Here is a 17,330-nt window from a genome sequence, read left to right on the forward strand (position 1 = left end):
ATTGGCGTGCCGATGTTAAGTTCAATCAAGGCGCTTAAAAAGGTACAAACCAATTTTGATCAAGGCGGGGAGAGAGGTTGGTTTGAACATTTAAAGAATAATAATACTGAGTGTTTGATAATAAAATTTATAAAAAATTGAAGAGAACCGAAAGGTTCTCTTTTTTATTGGGATTACTCTTCAATCTCTTTCACTGCATTATAAACAGCAGCAGGTTCAATATTCAGCATTTTTTTACCAAAGCTTCTGAGCCACCACACCAGTTGTGAGGTAAATGGGACTGTTGCAGAGACTTCGACAATATTTTCTTCCACATGTTGGATGATTTGATCCTTACTCAATTGGCTCTCGTAGAAGCTTTTTGCTGTATTTTCAGTCATGGTGAGTTTTAAATGAATTTGTTCAGTTGGTTTGTCATAGTCAACACGGAAACCAAGAGCCCCTGATTCAATATAATTATCAATTTCAAAGTTCACAGGATGTAAAGCGCGACTATCCAATACGGTTGCTGCTTTAAATCGGTGCAAAGCAAAGGTTTGTACTTCAGTTTTATCATTTCGGGTACAGATTAAATAAATCACTGCACCTTTTTGAACCAAAGCCAATGGATTCAGGATATAGGTTTTATCTTCGCCTTGATGAGTGCGGGCACGATAAATACACTCGATCTGTTTGTCTTGTAATAAACCTTCGTAAATCGCTTGTTGCGCATGTTTGTCGACGACTGGCGGAATTAATGGTTGCGTCGCAGGCACAATACGAACACGGTTAATCCATTGTCGAACATTGTTCTGTGTCGATAGGCTACGCTTGGCAAGATCAAACCAAGGGGTCATTTCTTCTAATAAGCTGGGTGGAAGTAAGTGACGTAAATGCTCTTCAACCATCATAAAAGTAACCGCTTGCGAGCTGGTCATGTGGGGCAAGCTTTGAATCGGTGCGTCTGAACGCCAACGCCAGCCTTGTGGTACAGTTTTATTGCTTTCAATTGGGAAGCGTTGAGCAATCTGGTTTAAATCGCGCTGGATGGTCCGCAGACTGATATCGATGCCTTCGCGTTCTAATATTTCTTGCAATTCGCGAGTACCCATCCATTTCCCAGTCGAAAGGCGGGACAAAATTTGCCATTGGCGATAAAGGCTATTGGATGTTTCTTTTTCTTGTATGGATGACATAAGCAAAATACATAATTCAATGGTCTAAAGCAGACACAATAAAAAAACTATACTTAATTATCAAGTCCATCCTATCCAGATTACGTATTTACGACTGAAATGCCCCTCATTTTGCTTAAATATTCTAAGTCTGGTTGAAAATTGATCATTTTGTATAAGTGGCATTGAAATTGCTTTCTTTAGATATAAATAAATGATGAGACGAGGTTTCTATGTCAGAACAAGAACACAACCTACATGTCAGCACAGATTATTATGCGCCAGAACAAAATGCAGCGGTCTCCGTTTATACGTCTACATTTATTCCACAGCTTGAAGTGACGACAAATTTATTTGAACAGCTTAAATCTCAATTTTTCAATGAAATGCTGGATGACAAAAGTTTCAACGGTGAAGCTTCGAAAAAAATTGAACAATGGTTGAGTATTCGTAGTCTCGATGATTTAAAAACACTGGAAGCACAAGCGAAACAGCATTTTCTTTATCAAGGGATTACTTTTAATGTTTACGGTGATCAAGAGGGTGCGGAGCGAACCATTCCTTACGATCTTATTCCACGAGTGATTGAAAAGAAACAATGGGAAAAGATCGCAACAGGTTGTGCTCAACGTGTCAAAGCGCTGAACTTATTTTTAGATGATATTTATCATGGGCAGCATATTTTAAAAGAAGGCTTAATTCCTGCTGAGCAAGTGATTGCCCATGAAGCATTTCAGCCACATATGTTGAAACATCAGCTTAAAGGGAAAATCTATTCACAAATTAGTGGCATTGACATTATTCGCGATGGTCAAGGAGATTTCTTTGTACTGGAAGATAATTTACGTACACCCTCAGGTGTGTCTTATATGCTTGAAAGTCGTAAAATCAGTCAGAAATTGATGCCAGATCTGTGTAGTAGCAATAATTTACAAGGGATTGAGCAATATCCAAGTCTGCTAAGAGCCATTCTCGAAGAAAATGCTTATGTGGATCAGCCATTGATTGTGGTGCTTACGCCTGGGCGTTTTAACAGTGCCTATTATGAACATTCATTTCTAGCACGTGAAATGGATGTACCGCTGGTGACCAGTCGAGACCTGTTTGTAGAGGATGATAAGGTCTTTGTTAAAACTATCCGTGGTCGTCAGCAAGTCGATGTGATTTATCGTCGTGTGGATGATGAATTCTTGGATCCACTTAGTTTTAGACCTGATAGTACTTTGGGTGTTGCTGGGCTCATGTCTGCTTATCTACAGCATAATGTTGTGATTGCCAATGCACCTGGCACTGGTGTAGCAGATGACAAATCAATCTATCCCTATGTTGATCAGATGATTCAGTTTTATTTAGGCGAAGCACCTATTTTGAACAATGTGCCAACCTATCAATGTCGAGAGACGGAGCAACTGGATTATGTACTTAGTAACTTAGAAAAATTAGTCGTCAAAGAAGCACAAGGCTCAGGTGGCTATGGCATGTTGATTGGTCCGCAAGCTGATCAACAACAGATCGATTGTTTTAGACAAAAGCTGGTAGAGACGCCACATTTATATATTGCGCAACCGACGTTGGCACTTTCTGTTGCTCCAACCATGACTGCGGAAGGGGTTGCTGAGCGACATATTGATTTACGACCTTTTGTACTCAGTTCACCTTATCGTACTGAAATTGTGCCGGGTGGTTTAACTCGTGTTGCCATGCAGGCAGGTTCTCTGGTGGTGAACTCTTCTCAGGGGGGAGGAATTAAAGATACATGGGTGGTTGAAACATTACGTTCCTAAGCCATATGCCACAGCCCGAATGATGATAACAACGAGGGCTGTGAGACTGAATATTAAGAAAAAGGGAGGAGATTTATGCTTTTACTGAGTTCAAGTGCTCAACATATTTATTGGTTAGGACGTTATTTATTCCGTATTGGCCATGTGGCAGGACAGTTACCTTTTGTTGAGGATCAACAGGCATCAGAATTTGCACAGGCTCTTTGTTTGCATATTGATGATGCGGAAAACTTGAATCAATTTATGTTAGATCGTCAGCAGCCTTATTCTTTATTGAGTCAGCTTGAGATTGCTCGGGACAATATTCAGGAACTACGAGGACTATTGACTGCACAGGGCTATGCAGAACTGAATTATCTGATCAAAAATGTGGCAGCAGATGGATTGGCAATCTATGAAGTGGTGCAAAGCTGTTGTGACATTCTGAAAGCTGAGCAAGAAGATATTTTTCTATTTTTTCATATTGGGCAGTGTATTGAGAAAATTGATACTTATTTCAGATTTCAACACAATACACATGCTGTTTTTGAGGCGATTGATCCCACTATTGAGCGTTTATATCATTTGGGATGGCAAGACTTACAACCGTGTTGGGAGACATTAAAAGAACAGCCATATTTAAATCAGTTTTATGCATTTACCTATAAATTGGAAAATCAATTTGAGGCATCCTCATGAAACTTATGGTGAATCACCAAACGCATTATCAATATACTGAGATTGCGCGAAACAGTGTCCAATCCATCAAAATGATGCCACAAAGTTCAAGGCATCAGAGTGTTGAAAATTGGCATATCAGTGTTCCAGGGCAGTATTCATGTCAACGTGATGCGTTTAATAACCTATGGATTACCGCTACACAACGCCATGACTATCGTTATTTGACGATCATGGCACAGGGTGTGGTGGATTTGCATGCGACTGAGCTGGGTTATTTTGAAACAGATGTTTCAACATTACTGTTTTTACAGCGTACGGCAATGACCTGCTGTGACCTGACCATGACGGATTTTGCGCATTCGATTGTTACTGTAAAAGACCGCCACCATTTAATTGTTTTATCAGAAAGAATCTTACAACAAGTTCCCTATCAACCTGAAAGCACCTCGGTTACGACCTCCGCTATTGATGCATTCTATGCAGGTCAGGGGGTATGCCAAGACCATGCACATATATTAATTGCCATGTGTCGTGCGTTACAATTACCAGCACGTTACGTTTCGGGCTATATCTACGATGAAAATCAGCCACACCTCGCCAGTCATGCATGGGCAGAGGTTTTTGTGGATAATGAGTGGTATTGTTTCGATGTAAGTAACCAGATATTTACACCCCAAAACCATATATACGTTGCAGTTGGACGTGATTATTTAGATGTGGCACCTGTGCGAGGTATTCGTGAGCAAGGTGGGGTGGAGAGTATGATGTCTGTGGTGCAGGTTTTGGCGTGTTGAATGTAAAGAGAGAAAGATGACCTATTGTTGCGCATTACGATTAGAGCAAGGTTTGGTATTGATTAGTGATACCCGAACCAATGCAGGGGTCGATCATATTTCTGTATTTCGTAAGTTGCATACCTTTGGTGTAGAAGGTGAACGTTTTATTGCTTTGCAAACAGCAGGTAATTTGGCGACGACTCAAGCCGTGATTGGACATTTGCAGAATGCTTTGGCTCTGCACCAAGAGCCAAACTTATACAGTGCCAATACCATGTTTGAAGTGGCTGAATTGGTGGGTAAGACCTTGCGCAAAGTGCTAGAGGATATTACCAGTGACACCCAAGAGCAGATGAATTATTCATGCAGCATCCTGGTGGGTGGGCAAATTCAAGGTGAGGAGATGCAGCTTTATAATGTATATCCACAAGGGAACTTTATTTGTGCAACGACTGATACGCCGTATTTCCAAATTGGTGAAAGCAAGTATGGCAAACCTATTTTAGATCGTGCCTTACACTACGATATGCCTTTGGATGATGCACTGCGCTGTTCACTCATTTCTTTTGATTCGACTTTGCGCTCGAATGTTTCAGTGGGTTTGCCTTTAGATGCACTTGTTTATCATAAAGATAGTTTTAAAATTCCAGAAGGTAAGCGGATTGGTGAGGATGATCCTTATTTTACTCAGATTAGTCGACAATGGTCTGACACCTTGCGCCGTGGTTTACAAGAGTTACCCAAGCCAACAGCGGACTATGGTTTATAACGTCCACAAATTCCCTCAAAAGCATGTATAGATCCTTTTGAGGGAGAATCTTCCTAAGATGTTGTTATATTTTTGCTTAGAATACGATCTAGCGACAGTATGCTTGGCCGAGAAGTAATCAGTATCGCCAGAATGAACATATACAATAGATCATGTACATAGAAGAACCAACTGAGCCAGCTTATCGGATCTAAGCCACTTGGAATCGTATGAATCCCAACCGTGTATAGTGCTGTCAGGCAAATCATAAACAAGAAAATACTACTGATCTGAGTAAATAATCCCAAAATCAGAAATAAACCTGCAAGCATTTCAGTCGCTGAAACAAAAGTACTCATGATTGCTGGAAATGGAATGCCTGCATCGATGATCGTTTCCAGCATAATCAGTTTATTTTTTTCGACGAAAAGTTTGTTGAAGCCTGTAGTAAAGAAAAAAATGCCGATCGAAATTCGGATCAAAAAGAGCACGAATTGCTGGATCGGCATTTTATACAGTGGATTATCGTAAATCAGTTTTAACATGTTGGGTGTAAATGGTTAAAACTTTATTAGAGATAAAACCCAAAAGTTGATCAAGTATGGTTTAGTTACCCAGTTGTCGCACAGGTCGTTGTGTAAGGCGGCAAAGCAATTCATAGCCAATGGTTCCATTCGCCGCAGCAACATCATCGACTAAGCGAGATTGGCCCCAAAGCTCAACTTTTGTGCCAATCTCTGCTTTAACATTGCTGATATCAATTGCAATCATGTCCATGCTGACACGGCCAACGACTGGAACAAGTTGCTGATCGATGGCAACAAAATTTGGCTTCACATACGCGCGTGGATAACCATCACCATAGCCAATCGAAACAATCGCAATCTGTGACGTACATGACGCTGAGTAGGTCGAACCATAACCGACAAATTCACCTTGCTGGATTTGATTGAGGGCAATAATTTCGGCACTGAAGGTCATGACTGGCTTTAGATCGAGTTCATGTACATTCTTATCAGCAAATGGAGATGCGCCGTAAAGCATGATACCTGGGCGAACAAAATCAAAATGCAGTTCAGGGTATTTATAAATTGCGGCTGAATTACAACAAGACACCAAGATCGGTTCACAGGTTTGTTTTACCTGTAGAAATTGTTGTTTTTGCTGCGCATTTAAAGGGTGTTCAACGTCAGCATTGGCAAAATGCATAGTAAGTACACAAGTGAAACCTTCCGCTTTTAAGCGTTGAATTACGTCAATGATTTCATCGACTTTAAAACCCAGACGATTCATGCCGCTATTCAGTTTTACCCAAACTTTTAGACCTAATGCGTTATAAGCAGTTTTATGTTGAATCAACCATTTTACTTGTTGGTTATGATGCACGATGCATTCAAGCTTCTGTTCGATGACATGTTGCATTTCGTCATCAGCAAACACACCTTCAATCAAAGTAATCGGCTGAGTATATCCAAGTCGCCTGATTTCCAAAGCTTCTTCTAAACAGGCGACACCAAAAGCATCCGTGGCCTCTAAGGCGGCTAAACAGTTCTTGACTCCATGTCCATAAGCATTGGCTTTGACCATACTGACGATTTTTGAATGAGGAGCAAGTTGTTTAACACGGTTTAAATTATATTGCAGTGCTTCACTGTTAATATAAACTGTTGCTTGGCGCACCCTGAGTTCTCCTTTGGGTCGACTTGGATTGTATATAAAATAGAAATAGTTTGAACGTTATTCGTCATCTTCATATTGAGCATAGAACTCAGGTGAGAGATTACTAAAACGCGTATATTGACCTTCAAATGCGAGACGTACGCTACCAATTGGGCCGTTACGTTGCTTACCGATAATGATTTCAGCAGTCCCTGCTTCTTTGGATTCTTTGTTATAGACTTCATCACGGTAAATGAACATGATCAAGTCGGCATCCTGCTCGATCGCACCCGATTCACGTAAGTCTGACATAACAGGACGTTTGTTTGGTCGGTTCTCCAAACTACGGTTAAGCTGAGAGAGTGCAATGACAGGACACTGCATTTCTTTGGCCAAAGCTTTTAAGCTTCGGGAAATTTCCGAGATCTCTCCGACACGGTTATCACCCATGCCCGGTACTTTCATGAGCTGCAAGTAGTCGACCATGATACAGCCGATTTTCCCATCATGCATTTTGGCCACACGACGTGCACGTGCACGAAGTTCAGTTGGTGGCAGGGCAGATGAATCATCGATATAGAGATGCATTTCTTGTAGCTGGAGAATGGTCCCTGTGACTTTGGTCCATTCGTCTGCATCGAGATTACCTGAACGTAGATGCCCTTGATGGACCTTACCCATGGCTGAGATCAAACGCATTGCAATTGAGTCTGCTGGCATCTCCATTGAGAATACGAGAGCAGGTAGGCGGTTGTATTGCAGTACACTTTCAACCAAGTTCATGGCAAATGTGGTTTTACCCATTGATGGACGTGCTGCAACAATAATCAAATCTCCAGCCTGCATCCCTGATGTTTTATTATCAAGCTCTAAGAAGCCTGTGGTTAAACCCGTAATGTTGCCGTCTAATTTAGACAGTTCATCTAGCTTGGTAATAACATCTGCGGTGACAGAGCTGATTGATTTAGGGCCTGAATCTTTTTTATTGTTATTGTGCTGTTCTGCGAGCGAAAAAATTTGGGTTTCAGCCAAGTCTAAAATTTCACTGACTGGGCGACCTTTAGTGTCATAAGCATTTTGTAAAATATCACTGCTCACTTTGATCATGGTACGCAGTGTTGAAAACTCTTTGATTTTATTGGCATAAGTTTCAAGATTATAGAAGCTTGAAGGCGAATCAGCCATCAATTGCATCAAGTATTCTTCACCACCAATTGCATCTAGTAGGTTCTGTTTGAGTAACCAGTCGTTGACCAAAACAGCATCGTAAGGTGAGTTTTCTTGTGCCAGTTTTTCGATGGCACGATAAATATATTTGTGACGAGTCGCATAAAAATCATTTTCTTTAAGTAAGTCACTGACCTGCTCAAATGATTCAGCAACTGTCATTAAAGCGGCCAAAACGGCTTGCTCAATGGCAAGATTATGAGGGGGGGTGCGGAATTCTTTTAGTTGACCTGAGTCACTCACTTTACTCTCTGTGTTGGGAGAATTTTTTGTAAAATTGGCATTCGCCTGTGACATAACAAGACCTAATAAAAAGATGAAACAAAACCGAGTGACTATCTTAATCCAAATGGAGGCCATCGGGACAATTTAATTCAGTGAAAATTGTGTAAGTGGTGAAAAAGTGTGGTTTGGATACTAGAGCCGATTGGATGCGCCCCATTGGCACATCATGTCTAGCAGTGGAATTAATGAAAGTCCTCGTTCAGATAAACTGTATTCAACTTTGGGTGGAATTTGTGGTTATTCCTTACGGATAATCAGTTGGTCTTTTTCCATTTCTTTCAAGGTTAAACTTAAGGTTTTGAATGAAATGTTGCCGATTGAGCGTTTTAATTCATTGAATCGCATGATGGGTTTATGTTGATAAAGCCAATACATGATAATCATTTTATACTTGCCATTGATTAAGGAAATTGTATATCCAAAATCTGTTTGTTCTAAGTCAATATGGGGCGGCGCACAAATTTCCATAGCATTCTTCTAACACTAACTTTTAGTCTAGTATATAACCATAATGACCATACTTATATTCTTGAAAGCATACTTTTATAATCGACTCATCACTATAACTGAACGATTAATGGAGTCCGTTGAAATGAAAAAAACACTTGTGATTGTTGCCCATCCTGACATCAATAATTCAATTATAAATAAATGTTGGATTGAAAAATTATATCAATATCCAGAGCAGTTCACTGTACATGAGCTTTACCCAAGTTATCCAAATGGTCAGATTGATGTGTTAAAAGAACAAGCTTTGGTTGAAGCACATCAGAATTTAGTGTTTCAGTTCCCAATGTATTGGTTTAACTGCCCACCATTATTGAAACAATGGTTAGATGAGGTGCTGACTTATGGTTGGGCTTATGGTTCAGCAGGAAATCAATTAAAAAATAAGAAAATAGCACTTGCAGTATCGACTGGGAGTAAAGCACATGATTATTCAGTGGATGGCAGACATCAAATGAGTTTAGAAACTTTGTGTGCTCCTTTTGCATTGACTGCACGTTATGTCAAAGCTGATTATCAGCCTGTTTATGCTTTTTATGGAATGGAAACTCAGCCAGAGGAGGGCGAGGTTTTACCAACAATCAATGATGTTGAGCAAAGTGCAGAGGACTATGTGAAATATTTATCAGCAATGCATTAAAGATGTTTTTATACGAGATATATTGTTAAAACAGGATAATCAGACATAAAAAAAGAGCATGTAAAACATGCTCTTTTTCTTTGCAGAAATTACTCAGATACGATAGTAACGAGAACTTCAGCAACAACATCATGATGCAATTGAATTGCGATGTTGAATTCACCAGTGTGACGAAGCGCACCGTTTGGTAAACGAACTTCTGCGCGGTCTACAGTAAGACCAGCATGAGTTAAAGCGTCAGCGATGTCACGAGTACCGATTGAACCGAAAAGTTTACCTTCGTCACCAGCTTTCGCAGTGATTACGATGTTAACTTCGTTCAATTGTTCAGCACGTGCAGTTGCAGCAGCTAAGATGTCAGCTTCTTGTTTCTCAAGTTCAGCACGACGAGCTTCAAAAGCTGAAGTGTTAGCTTCAGTTGCAGCTACTGCTTTACCTTGAGGAATCAAAAAGTTACGACCATAACCAGCTTTAACTGATACTTTATCGCCTAATTTACCAAGATTCTTAATGCGTTGTAATAAGATAACGTCCACAGCTCACCTCACTTACTTATGGTTGTCAGTGTACGGAATCAAAGACAAATAGCGAGCTTGTTTAATAGCTAACGCTAATTGACGTTGATAACGAGCTTTAGTACCTGTAATACGGCTAGGAACAATCTTGCCGTTTTCAGTAATGTACTGTTTTAAAGTGTCGATATCTTTGTAGTCGATGTACGCAACATTCTCAGCTGTAAAGCGGCAGAACTTGCGACGACGGTAAAAACGTGCCATTGAGGTTCTCCTTATTCAGCTTCTGGAACTGCTTGTTGTGCTTCTTCACGTTGAGCTTTACGCGCACGTTTTTCTTCAGCACTTTTAGCAAGCAAAGATTCTTCAGTAATTGCGTTTTCACGACGGATAATGATGTTACGAATAATTGCATCGTTATAACGGAACAATTCTTCTAACTCATCAAGAGTCGTTTGACCACATTCCACATTCATAAGAATGTAGTGTGCTTTGTGAATTTTGTTAATCGGGTAAGCCAATTGGCGGCGGCCCCAATCTTCTAAACGGTGAATTTGACCTTCAGCTTCTTTGATCTGAGAGATATAGCGTTCAACCATACCTACAACTTGATCGCTTTGGTCTGGATGTACCAATAGTACGATTTCGTAGTGACGCATTGTCAGCTCCTTACGGTTTAAGCAGCCCCTAATTAAAAAATTAGAAGCAAGGAGTCATAACTAAAAAGTTATGTCGCAAATTGCGAAGCGCCGATTATATGCAAATTGAGGCTAGAAAGCAAATCTGACGTAGTCTTTGCGATATATTTTTAAATAAAAATAGGCAATAGAAATTTAGCCACAATTGATAAAGACAGTCGCCTTGATTGAGTCAATTTTTGTAGCCGAATAGAGAGGAGGCAATGATTGCGTATTGTGAAAATATATTACGAACAGATCTTTTACGTGCAGAGAATCTGCAAAGCTTTACGATGACCATTCATGACTAGGATAAAACATTGATTATTCCTTATCAGGGTAAGGGAGCTGGTCGAGATACAACCTTGACGGTACTCAATCAAATTTTACAGCCTAATTATGAAATCAGTTTTTGTGAAGCCTGGGATACATTAGAATTTTACCTCTACCCAGTGTCTTTGTGGCAAAAGTTAGATCAGAAATATACGAACAAGATGAATTAAATATTTAGAAGGTTTGAGCTAGATTGTGTATTTCTGGGTTAAGAAAAAATGTATCTCAAATTTATCTTGGTTTTAAAATAGATGGATGATGATGTGTCATTTAGGCAATAAAGAACTGAATGTTTTTATTGCACGAAATGATAAAAATTGGGAGAGTTTAAAAAGATAGAGCATTCTCTATCTTTTTAAAAAATAGGGAAGAATGGTGCAGGGCTTTTAAAGGTGAAGCTAAAGCTTAAACTGATGACAGTAATCAGAATTACTGAGAAAAGGAAAAAGCGTTTGGCCCAAAGCTGATCATCTTCGGCCTTGAATCCTAAAATAGCAATGTAGAACCAGTAAATGCAAAGTATATTACAGATGACCAAGAAAATGATATTGGTGTATCCATATACGTATAAAGCATTCATCGCTAGAGTAAATAAAACCACATAAATCAGTGATTCGATTTTTGTTCTAAAGATTGAACGGGCTACAGGTAAAATAGGAACGCCTGCATTTTTATAGTCGTCAAAACGATAAATTGCGATCGCCCATGAGTGAGGCATTTGCCATAAAGCATATGCAACAAAGATCAATAGCGCCGCCATATCGAACTGATGACTTACAGCCACATAACCAATAACAGGTGGACTCGCTCCAGAAATACTACCGATCACGGTTTGATGGATTGTAGTGCGTTTGCTCCACAAACTATAAAAACCGACATAGACCACAAAACCAATAACAGCGAATAAAAATGCATAGGCATTGACATAGAACCAGAGAATGCTGAAGCCCATCACTCCTAAAACCAGCGCATAGCACATAGCCACAGTCGGGGAGATGGTTTTCGTCACAAGTGCACGGTTCATGGTGCGTTGCATTTTTTGATCGATGTCTTGATCAATGACGTTATTGACTACACAACCAGAAGCAACCACTAATGTTGTTCCGAGAAGAGTAAGTAATAATAAGAGGCAGTCTATAGAGCCTTGGGCGGCTAAGAAGAAGCCGCCCAAGGTGGTAATAAAATTACCGAAGAGAATTCCTGGTTTAGTCAGGAATAAGTACTTTTTCCACATGACGATCAGTTTAGATCATCATGTTGTAGTGTAGGTAATTCATAATCCACACAGAGCCGACTAACAGTACAGCGATACATAAGATTGTGTAGATAAATGCAATAAGGTTCCAACGTTGGTCAGATGATGTATTCATGTGTAAGAAATACACAAGTTGTACAAGTACCTGAGCAACAGCAGTAATTGCAATTACTGTAACTAAAATGCCACGACTAAAACCACCAGCCATCACCATCCCGAAAGGGATGATGGTGAGGATGACAGACAGAATAAATCCAATCGTGTATTGTTTAAAGTTACCGTGTGACGCACCTGCAGCATTATGGTCATGACTACTCATTAGAGAACTCCCAGTAAGTAAACGACGCTGAATACACAGATCCAAACGATGTCAAGGAAGTGCCAGAACAAGCTTAAGCAAGCAAGACGACGTGTATTCGGTAAGGTCAAACCATTCTTTTTGATTTGGTAGATTAATACCAGCATCCACACTAAACCAGAAGTTACGTGAATACCGTGTGTACCAACCAAAGTAAAGAATGACGATAAGAATGCACTGTGAGTTGGACCGTGGCCTTCGTGTACAAGGTGATGGAACTCATAGATTTCCATACCAATGAACGATGCACCAAAAAGGAATGTAATAAATAACCAAGTGATCACTTGATTGACATTCTTTTTATAAGATGCAAGTACAGCAAAACCAAATGTTACCGATGAAATCAATAAGGCAAATGTTTCAGTTAACACGAAGCCCAATGAATCATGGAACAGGTCATATGCACTTGGGGTTCCTGGCGGGATATGACTGCTTAATACAGCGAACGCAATGAAGAGTGATCCGAAAAGAATCAAGTCACTCATCAAGTATGTCCAGAAACCAAAGACCGTTAAGTCAGTATCATCATGTTCATGATGACCATCGTGGCCGTGGTTGTCGTGATGAAGTACTTCAGCCATTTCCTTAGTCCTTCTTCAAGTGTTTTTCAAGTAAAGCATAGCGTTCGTTTTCAATACGCTCAACTTCAGCAGCAGGAACGTAGTAATCAACATTCTTAGTGAATGAGCTTACGATCAAGCTAACAATAGCTGAAACGAATGAAACAACAGCGAGCCACCAAATATGCCAGATAAGTGCAAAGCCAAGAATTGTAATGAACATTGCAATGACAAAACCAGCAGCACGATCAGTCGGCATGTGGATGTCTTCATATTTAGTGTTACGTGCGTATGCTACACCATTTTCTTTGTCAGTCCAGAAACGGTCTACACCGCTAGCATCTGGTTCATGCGCAAAGTTATAGAACGGAGCAGGAGATGACGTTGCCCATTCAAGGGTACGGCTATCCCATGGATCGCCTGTGTGGTCCATGTTGTCCTTACGTTGTAAGAAACCAACGATGATTTGCATTAGGAAACATGCAATACCGATCGCGATAAGAACAGCACCAAACAATGCAATCGCTAAGTATGGATCCCACTCAGGGTTGTCATATGTATTCAAACGACGAGTCATACCCATGAAACCAAGGATATAAAGTGGCATGAATGCAAAATAGAAACCAATGAACCAGAACCAGAACGCAGCTTTACCCCATGCTTCATTAAGCTTCCAACCAAACATTTTTGGCCAGTAGAAGATGATGCCGGCAAACATACCAAACACCACACCACCGATAATTACGTTATGGAAGTGAGCGATTAAGAATAATGAGTTGTGTACAAGGAAGTCCGCAGGTGGAACAGCCATAAGTACACCAGTTAAACCACCGATACCGAATGTTACAAGGAAGCCGAGCGTCCATAACATAGGAGTAGTATAGGTGATGCGACCTTTATACATTGTGAATAACCAAGAGAAGATTTTCACACCTGTAGGAATCGCAATAACCATGGTCATGATACCGAAGAACGCGTTAACGTTCGCACCAGCACCCATGGTGAAGAAGTGGTGAAGCCATACAACGAACGCAAGTACAGTAATCGCAATCGTCGCATACACCATAGACTTATAACCGAACAACGCTTTACGAGAGAAGGTTGCAACGATCTCTGAGTATAAACCAAATGCTGGTAATACTAAGATATATACTTCAGGGTGACCCCATGTCCAGATCAAGTTCACATAAAGCATTGGGCTACCGCCAAGCTCATTTGTGAAGAAATGGAAGCCGAAGTAACGGTCTAAAGTAAGCATTGCAAGCGTACCTGTTAATACAGGGAATGATGCAATGATTAATACAGCCGTACAAAGTGAAGTCCACGTAAAAATAGGCATATCCATCAATTTCATGCCAGGTGCACGCATTTTGATGATGGTAACAAAGAAGTTAACACCAGATAAAAGCGTACCCAGACCAGAAACCTGAAGTGCCCAGATATAGTAGTCAACACCCACACCAGGAGAATATTGAATGCCAGATAGAGGAGGGTAAGCCATCCAACCAGTCGCAGCAAATTCACCTAATACAAGTGAAAGCATCATTAAACCAGCAGCACCAGCGAATAGCCAGAAGCTTAAAGAGTTTAATAATGGGAAAGCAACGTCACGAGCACCAATCTGTAAAGGTACAGAGATGTTCATCATACCAACAACGAGACCCATTGCTACGAAGAAGATCATGATTACACCGTGTGCGGTGAAGATCTGGTCGTAGTGGTCAGGATGTAAGTAACCTTCGCCGCCGCCTTTCGCGAGGAACAGTTGTAGACGCATCATGATCGCATCGGCGAAGCCACGCAACAGCATGACAACAGATACGATGATATACATGATACCAATCTTTTTATGGTCTACAGTGATAAACCATTCATTCCACAAATATCCCCATTTCTTGAAATAGGTGATACCGCCCAATACAGCAATTGCACCAAGTGCCATAAAGACCATGGTGACAAGTACAAGGGGTTCAGTTGGGATAGAATCCCACCCTAATTTACCAAAAATCATATCCATGTCTTATTCCCCTTGAGCAGCATGTTCTGCTGCAGCATGAGTTTCTGCTGTTGCATGTCCAGCAGAATGGTCAGCACCGTGATAGTTACTCATGTAGTGGTTGATGATTGTTTCAAACAATTTTGGCTCAACTGATGAGTAATAAGTCACTGGGTGTGGCTTAGTCGGGAACGGTTTCATCGCTTCAGCTTTAGCAAGTGCTTCTTCATCACCAGCAGCTTTAGCACGATTCACTAAATGCTCGATCTGGTGTTTAGAACGATCGCCATCTTTAAGTGTTGCTAACTCAGCTTGATCAAGTGTGCCTTTTTGAATTGCTTCAGGGTTGATACTTGTACCATTGCCAGCTTTCACTGCTTCTACCCATTGTGCAAATTCTGGCTCAGTCACGCTATGTGCTTTAAAGCGCATTTGTGAGAAACCGTAACCTGAATAGTTTGCTGAGAAACCACGGAAGACACCCGGTTCGTCTGCTAATAGGTGAAGGTGAGTTTGCATACCAGCCATTGCGTAGATCTGACCGCCTAACTGTGGAATGAAGAATGAGTTCATTGTGAAGTTAGAAGTGATCTTAAAGCTTATTGGTGTTTGTTCTGGGAAGCGTACTTCGTTTACCGTTGCAATGTTTTGCTCAGGATAGATAAAAATCCATTTGAACTGTTCAGCGACAGCTTGAATAGTCAATGGTGCTTTATCTGATTCTAACGGACGGTAAGGGTCGTACTTGTGGGAACCCCACCAAGTTAACCAAGCTAAAATACCAATAATAATGACAGGTACACCCCATACAACGATCTCAATTGTCGTTGAGTGTGCCCAAGTAGGTTTATAGTCTGCATCTTTATTCGACGCGCGATATTTCCAACCAAACCATAATGCCATAATGATTGATGGAATCACCACCAATAGCATTAAATAGATCGCAGTCATCATCAGGTTACTTTGACCTTGACCAACTGGACCTTTATTGTTTAGAAGTACCATATCACCGCCGCACCCAGTCAAGAGCGCAGCCATCGTTGATAAAGACAATACAGCTAAAATCGTTTGTCTCATTTTACAACCTCGGTGAAGAGTCCCATTCCCTAATTAAAATTATGGGATAGCGATTAAAGTGTCGCGTGATTGATAAGGATCGATTAAAAAATGCTTAGCAATCACGCGACACCGCAACGTTGTTGGGCATTATGCCTTATATTGAAAAACTAAGCTACTCATAAAGTCGTGTGAAATACTTGTTTTAAAACCCGATTTATTTTGTAGGGATTGTTATTTGCATCTGTGTTTTTTATATAGATATCAGATTAATACATAAAAAAAGAGGAATAAATCCTCTTTTGTTTATCGATTTGTGATTACTGCTTAATAACCTTGGTTTTTGCCAATTTATCGTGCAAAGTTTGTCTCTTTTTTCCAAAAGCAAATAGAGATTCTAAAACAGAAATCAATGGAACAGTGATTAGATTCAAAATAATAAAAACAATACTTCTTAACCAAAAGCCACGAATTGTGCTGACGGGTGCAGAGGTTTCAGCATCAACAATTTTGATTTTGGTTAATTTCTTACCAATACTTTGACCTGATTTTCCAATTAAAAAAGCTTGTATCATGAGCATGATAATAATGTACGCACACATTGCGATCCAAGCTTGGGATGGAACAATCGCAAATATTTCTGTCTGAACTTTTTGTGCCAAAGCGATGTCTGATGAACGATCTGCCATGAGTTGTAAAAGTTGTTCATTGAGTTGCGTGAACTTTTGTGCTTGTTCAGCGGTAAAAAAACTTGTGAGTATAAACGTTGCAGGGAGCCACAAAAATATATCAATCACTTTTGCAAGAAAACGTGAAGGGATGGAAGCCAAGTCCGATACTTTTTTCTCAACTTTGATTGTGTAAGTGGGTTCGTTCGTTTCAGTTTTAATTTGAGAACTAAAAGGAGAGTAACCTACAGGTTCGTAGACAAGTTTACCTTGTGTCAATTCGCCAAGTGTTTTCCATTCGGCCATGCCTTCATGCCAAGCCAAATCTGTCAATAAAACTTGTTGACTAGCAAGCATTTGGTTCACTTGTTCTAAACTATAAGGTCCTGCTTGTTGATTATTACGAGCCAAGTAAATTTGCATAATTTTAAAATCTCAATTACGAAAGATGAAAAAAGACCCTACGAAAGAGGGT

Annotated in this window: 18 protein-coding genes and 1 pseudogene; 5 read left to right on the plus strand and 14 right to left on the minus strand. The window is 40.3% G+C overall.

The window, feature by feature from the left end:
* Window positions 1-173: 173 nt before the first annotated feature.
* Window positions 174-1,175 (minus strand): helix-turn-helix transcriptional regulator, encoded by a 1,002-nt coding sequence (locus F909_RS21420; protein ID WP_081401917.1) that lies wholly within the window; start codon window positions 1,173-1,175, stop codon window positions 174-176.
* Between the two features lie 212 nt (window positions 1,176-1,387).
* Here F909_RS21420 and F909_RS07200 point away from each other — a divergent pair, with 212 nt between their 5' ends.
* The 4 genes from F909_RS07200 to F909_RS07185 all read left to right on the plus strand — a co-directional run bounded on the left by F909_RS07200 (window position 1,388) and on the right by F909_RS07185 (window position 5,143).
* Window positions 1,388-2,938, plus strand: coding sequence for a circularly permuted type 2 ATP-grasp protein (locus F909_RS07200; RefSeq protein ID WP_005151995.1), 1,551 nt, complete (start codon window positions 1,388-1,390; stop codon window positions 2,936-2,938).
* A gap of 75 nt (window positions 2,939-3,013) precedes the next feature.
* Entirely contained in the window at window positions 3,014-3,616 is a 603-nt protein-coding gene (locus F909_RS07195; RefSeq protein WP_005151997.1) for an alpha-E domain-containing protein, read from the plus strand.
* Entirely contained in the window at window positions 3,613-4,392 is a 780-nt protein-coding gene (locus F909_RS07190) for a transglutaminase family protein (RefSeq protein WP_005152000.1), read from the plus strand. The genes F909_RS07195 and F909_RS07190 overlap by 4 nt, the downstream gene beginning before the upstream one ends.
* Before the next feature lie 16 nt (window positions 4,393-4,408).
* Window positions 4,409-5,143, plus strand: a complete 735-nt coding sequence (locus F909_RS07185) for a proteasome-type protease (protein ID WP_005152003.1) — start codon at window positions 4,409-4,411, stop codon at window positions 5,141-5,143.
* Window positions 5,144-5,196: 53 nt separating this feature from the next.
* Here F909_RS07185 and F909_RS07180 read toward each other — a convergent pair whose 3' ends face one another.
* The 4 genes and pseudogenes from F909_RS07180 to F909_RS0120310 all read right to left on the minus strand — a co-directional run bounded on the left by F909_RS07180 (window position 5,197) and on the right by F909_RS0120310 (window position 8,761).
* Window positions 5,197-5,667 carry a DoxX family protein gene (locus tag F909_RS07180; RefSeq protein WP_005152005.1) on the minus strand — a complete coding sequence of 157 codons (471 nt, stop codon included), beginning with the start codon at window positions 5,665-5,667 and terminating at the stop codon, window positions 5,197-5,199.
* Between the two features lie 61 nt (window positions 5,668-5,728).
* Window positions 5,729-6,802: an alanine racemase gene (alr, locus tag F909_RS07175; protein ID WP_005152007.1), complete on the minus strand. Its 1,074-nt coding sequence runs from the start codon at window positions 6,800-6,802 to the stop codon at window positions 5,729-5,731.
* Window positions 6,803-6,859: 57 nt separating this feature from the next.
* Window positions 6,860-8,305, minus strand: a complete 1,446-nt coding sequence (dnaB, locus tag F909_RS07170) for a replicative DNA helicase (RefSeq protein ID WP_005152008.1) — start codon at window positions 8,303-8,305, stop codon at window positions 6,860-6,862.
* A 120-nt stretch (window positions 8,306-8,425) separates the two neighbouring features.
* Window positions 8,426-8,761, minus strand: a pseudogene (locus F909_RS0120310) (winged helix-turn-helix transcriptional regulator).
* Between the two features lie 124 nt (window positions 8,762-8,885).
* Here F909_RS0120310 and F909_RS07165 point away from each other — a divergent pair.
* Window positions 8,886-9,440 carry an NAD(P)H-dependent oxidoreductase gene (locus F909_RS07165; protein ID WP_005152012.1) on the plus strand — a complete coding sequence of 185 codons (555 nt, stop codon included), beginning with the start codon at window positions 8,886-8,888 and terminating at the stop codon, window positions 9,438-9,440.
* Between the two features lie 89 nt (window positions 9,441-9,529).
* On the opposite strand, the gene rplI is transcribed toward F909_RS07165, so the two are convergent.
* The 9 genes from rplI to F909_RS07120 all read right to left on the minus strand — a co-directional run bounded on the left by rplI (window position 9,530) and on the right by F909_RS07120 (window position 17,278).
* Entirely contained in the window at window positions 9,530-9,976 is a 447-nt protein-coding gene (rplI, locus tag F909_RS07160) for a 50S ribosomal protein L9 (protein ID WP_005152015.1), read from the minus strand.
* Between the two features lie 12 nt (window positions 9,977-9,988).
* Window positions 9,989-10,216: a 30S ribosomal protein S18 gene (rpsR, locus tag F909_RS07155; RefSeq protein WP_000090661.1), complete on the minus strand. Its 228-nt coding sequence runs from the start codon at window positions 10,214-10,216 to the stop codon at window positions 9,989-9,991.
* Between the two features lie 11 nt (window positions 10,217-10,227).
* The gene (rpsF, locus tag F909_RS07150) at window positions 10,228-10,611 is read right to left on the minus strand and encodes a 30S ribosomal protein S6 (protein WP_004806006.1); all 384 of its coding nucleotides are present in this window, start codon (window positions 10,609-10,611) and stop codon (window positions 10,228-10,230) included.
* Window positions 10,612-11,317: 706 nt separating this feature from the next.
* Window positions 11,318-12,196 (minus strand): heme o synthase, encoded by an 879-nt coding sequence (gene cyoE, locus F909_RS07145; protein ID WP_005152017.1) that lies wholly within the window; start codon window positions 12,194-12,196, stop codon window positions 11,318-11,320.
* Window positions 12,197-12,206: 10 nt separating this feature from the next.
* Window positions 12,207-12,536 carry a cytochrome o ubiquinol oxidase subunit IV gene (locus tag F909_RS07140; protein WP_004806013.1) on the minus strand — a complete coding sequence of 110 codons (330 nt, stop codon included), beginning with the start codon at window positions 12,534-12,536 and terminating at the stop codon, window positions 12,207-12,209.
* Entirely contained in the window at window positions 12,536-13,156 is a 621-nt protein-coding gene (gene cyoC, locus F909_RS07135; protein WP_005152020.1) for a cytochrome o ubiquinol oxidase subunit III, read from the minus strand. The genes F909_RS07140 and cyoC overlap by 1 nt, the downstream gene beginning before the upstream one ends.
* A gap of 4 nt (window positions 13,157-13,160) precedes the next feature.
* A complete protein-coding gene (gene cyoB, locus F909_RS07130; RefSeq protein ID WP_004806017.1) occupies window positions 13,161-15,152 on the minus strand; it encodes a cytochrome o ubiquinol oxidase subunit I in 1,992 nt (663 codons plus the stop codon).
* Between the two features lie 3 nt (window positions 15,153-15,155).
* Window positions 15,156-16,208: a ubiquinol oxidase subunit II gene (gene cyoA, locus F909_RS07125; protein ID WP_005152023.1), complete on the minus strand. Its 1,053-nt coding sequence runs from the start codon at window positions 16,206-16,208 to the stop codon at window positions 15,156-15,158.
* A gap of 299 nt (window positions 16,209-16,507) precedes the next feature.
* Window positions 16,508-17,278 (minus strand): RDD family protein, encoded by a 771-nt coding sequence (locus F909_RS07120; RefSeq protein ID WP_005152024.1) that lies wholly within the window; start codon window positions 17,276-17,278, stop codon window positions 16,508-16,510.
* Window positions 17,279-17,330: the final 52 nt, after the last annotated feature.

Source organism: Acinetobacter sp. ANC 3929 (assembly GCF_000369405.1).
Classification (GTDB): Bacteria; Pseudomonadota; Gammaproteobacteria; order Pseudomonadales; family Moraxellaceae; genus Acinetobacter.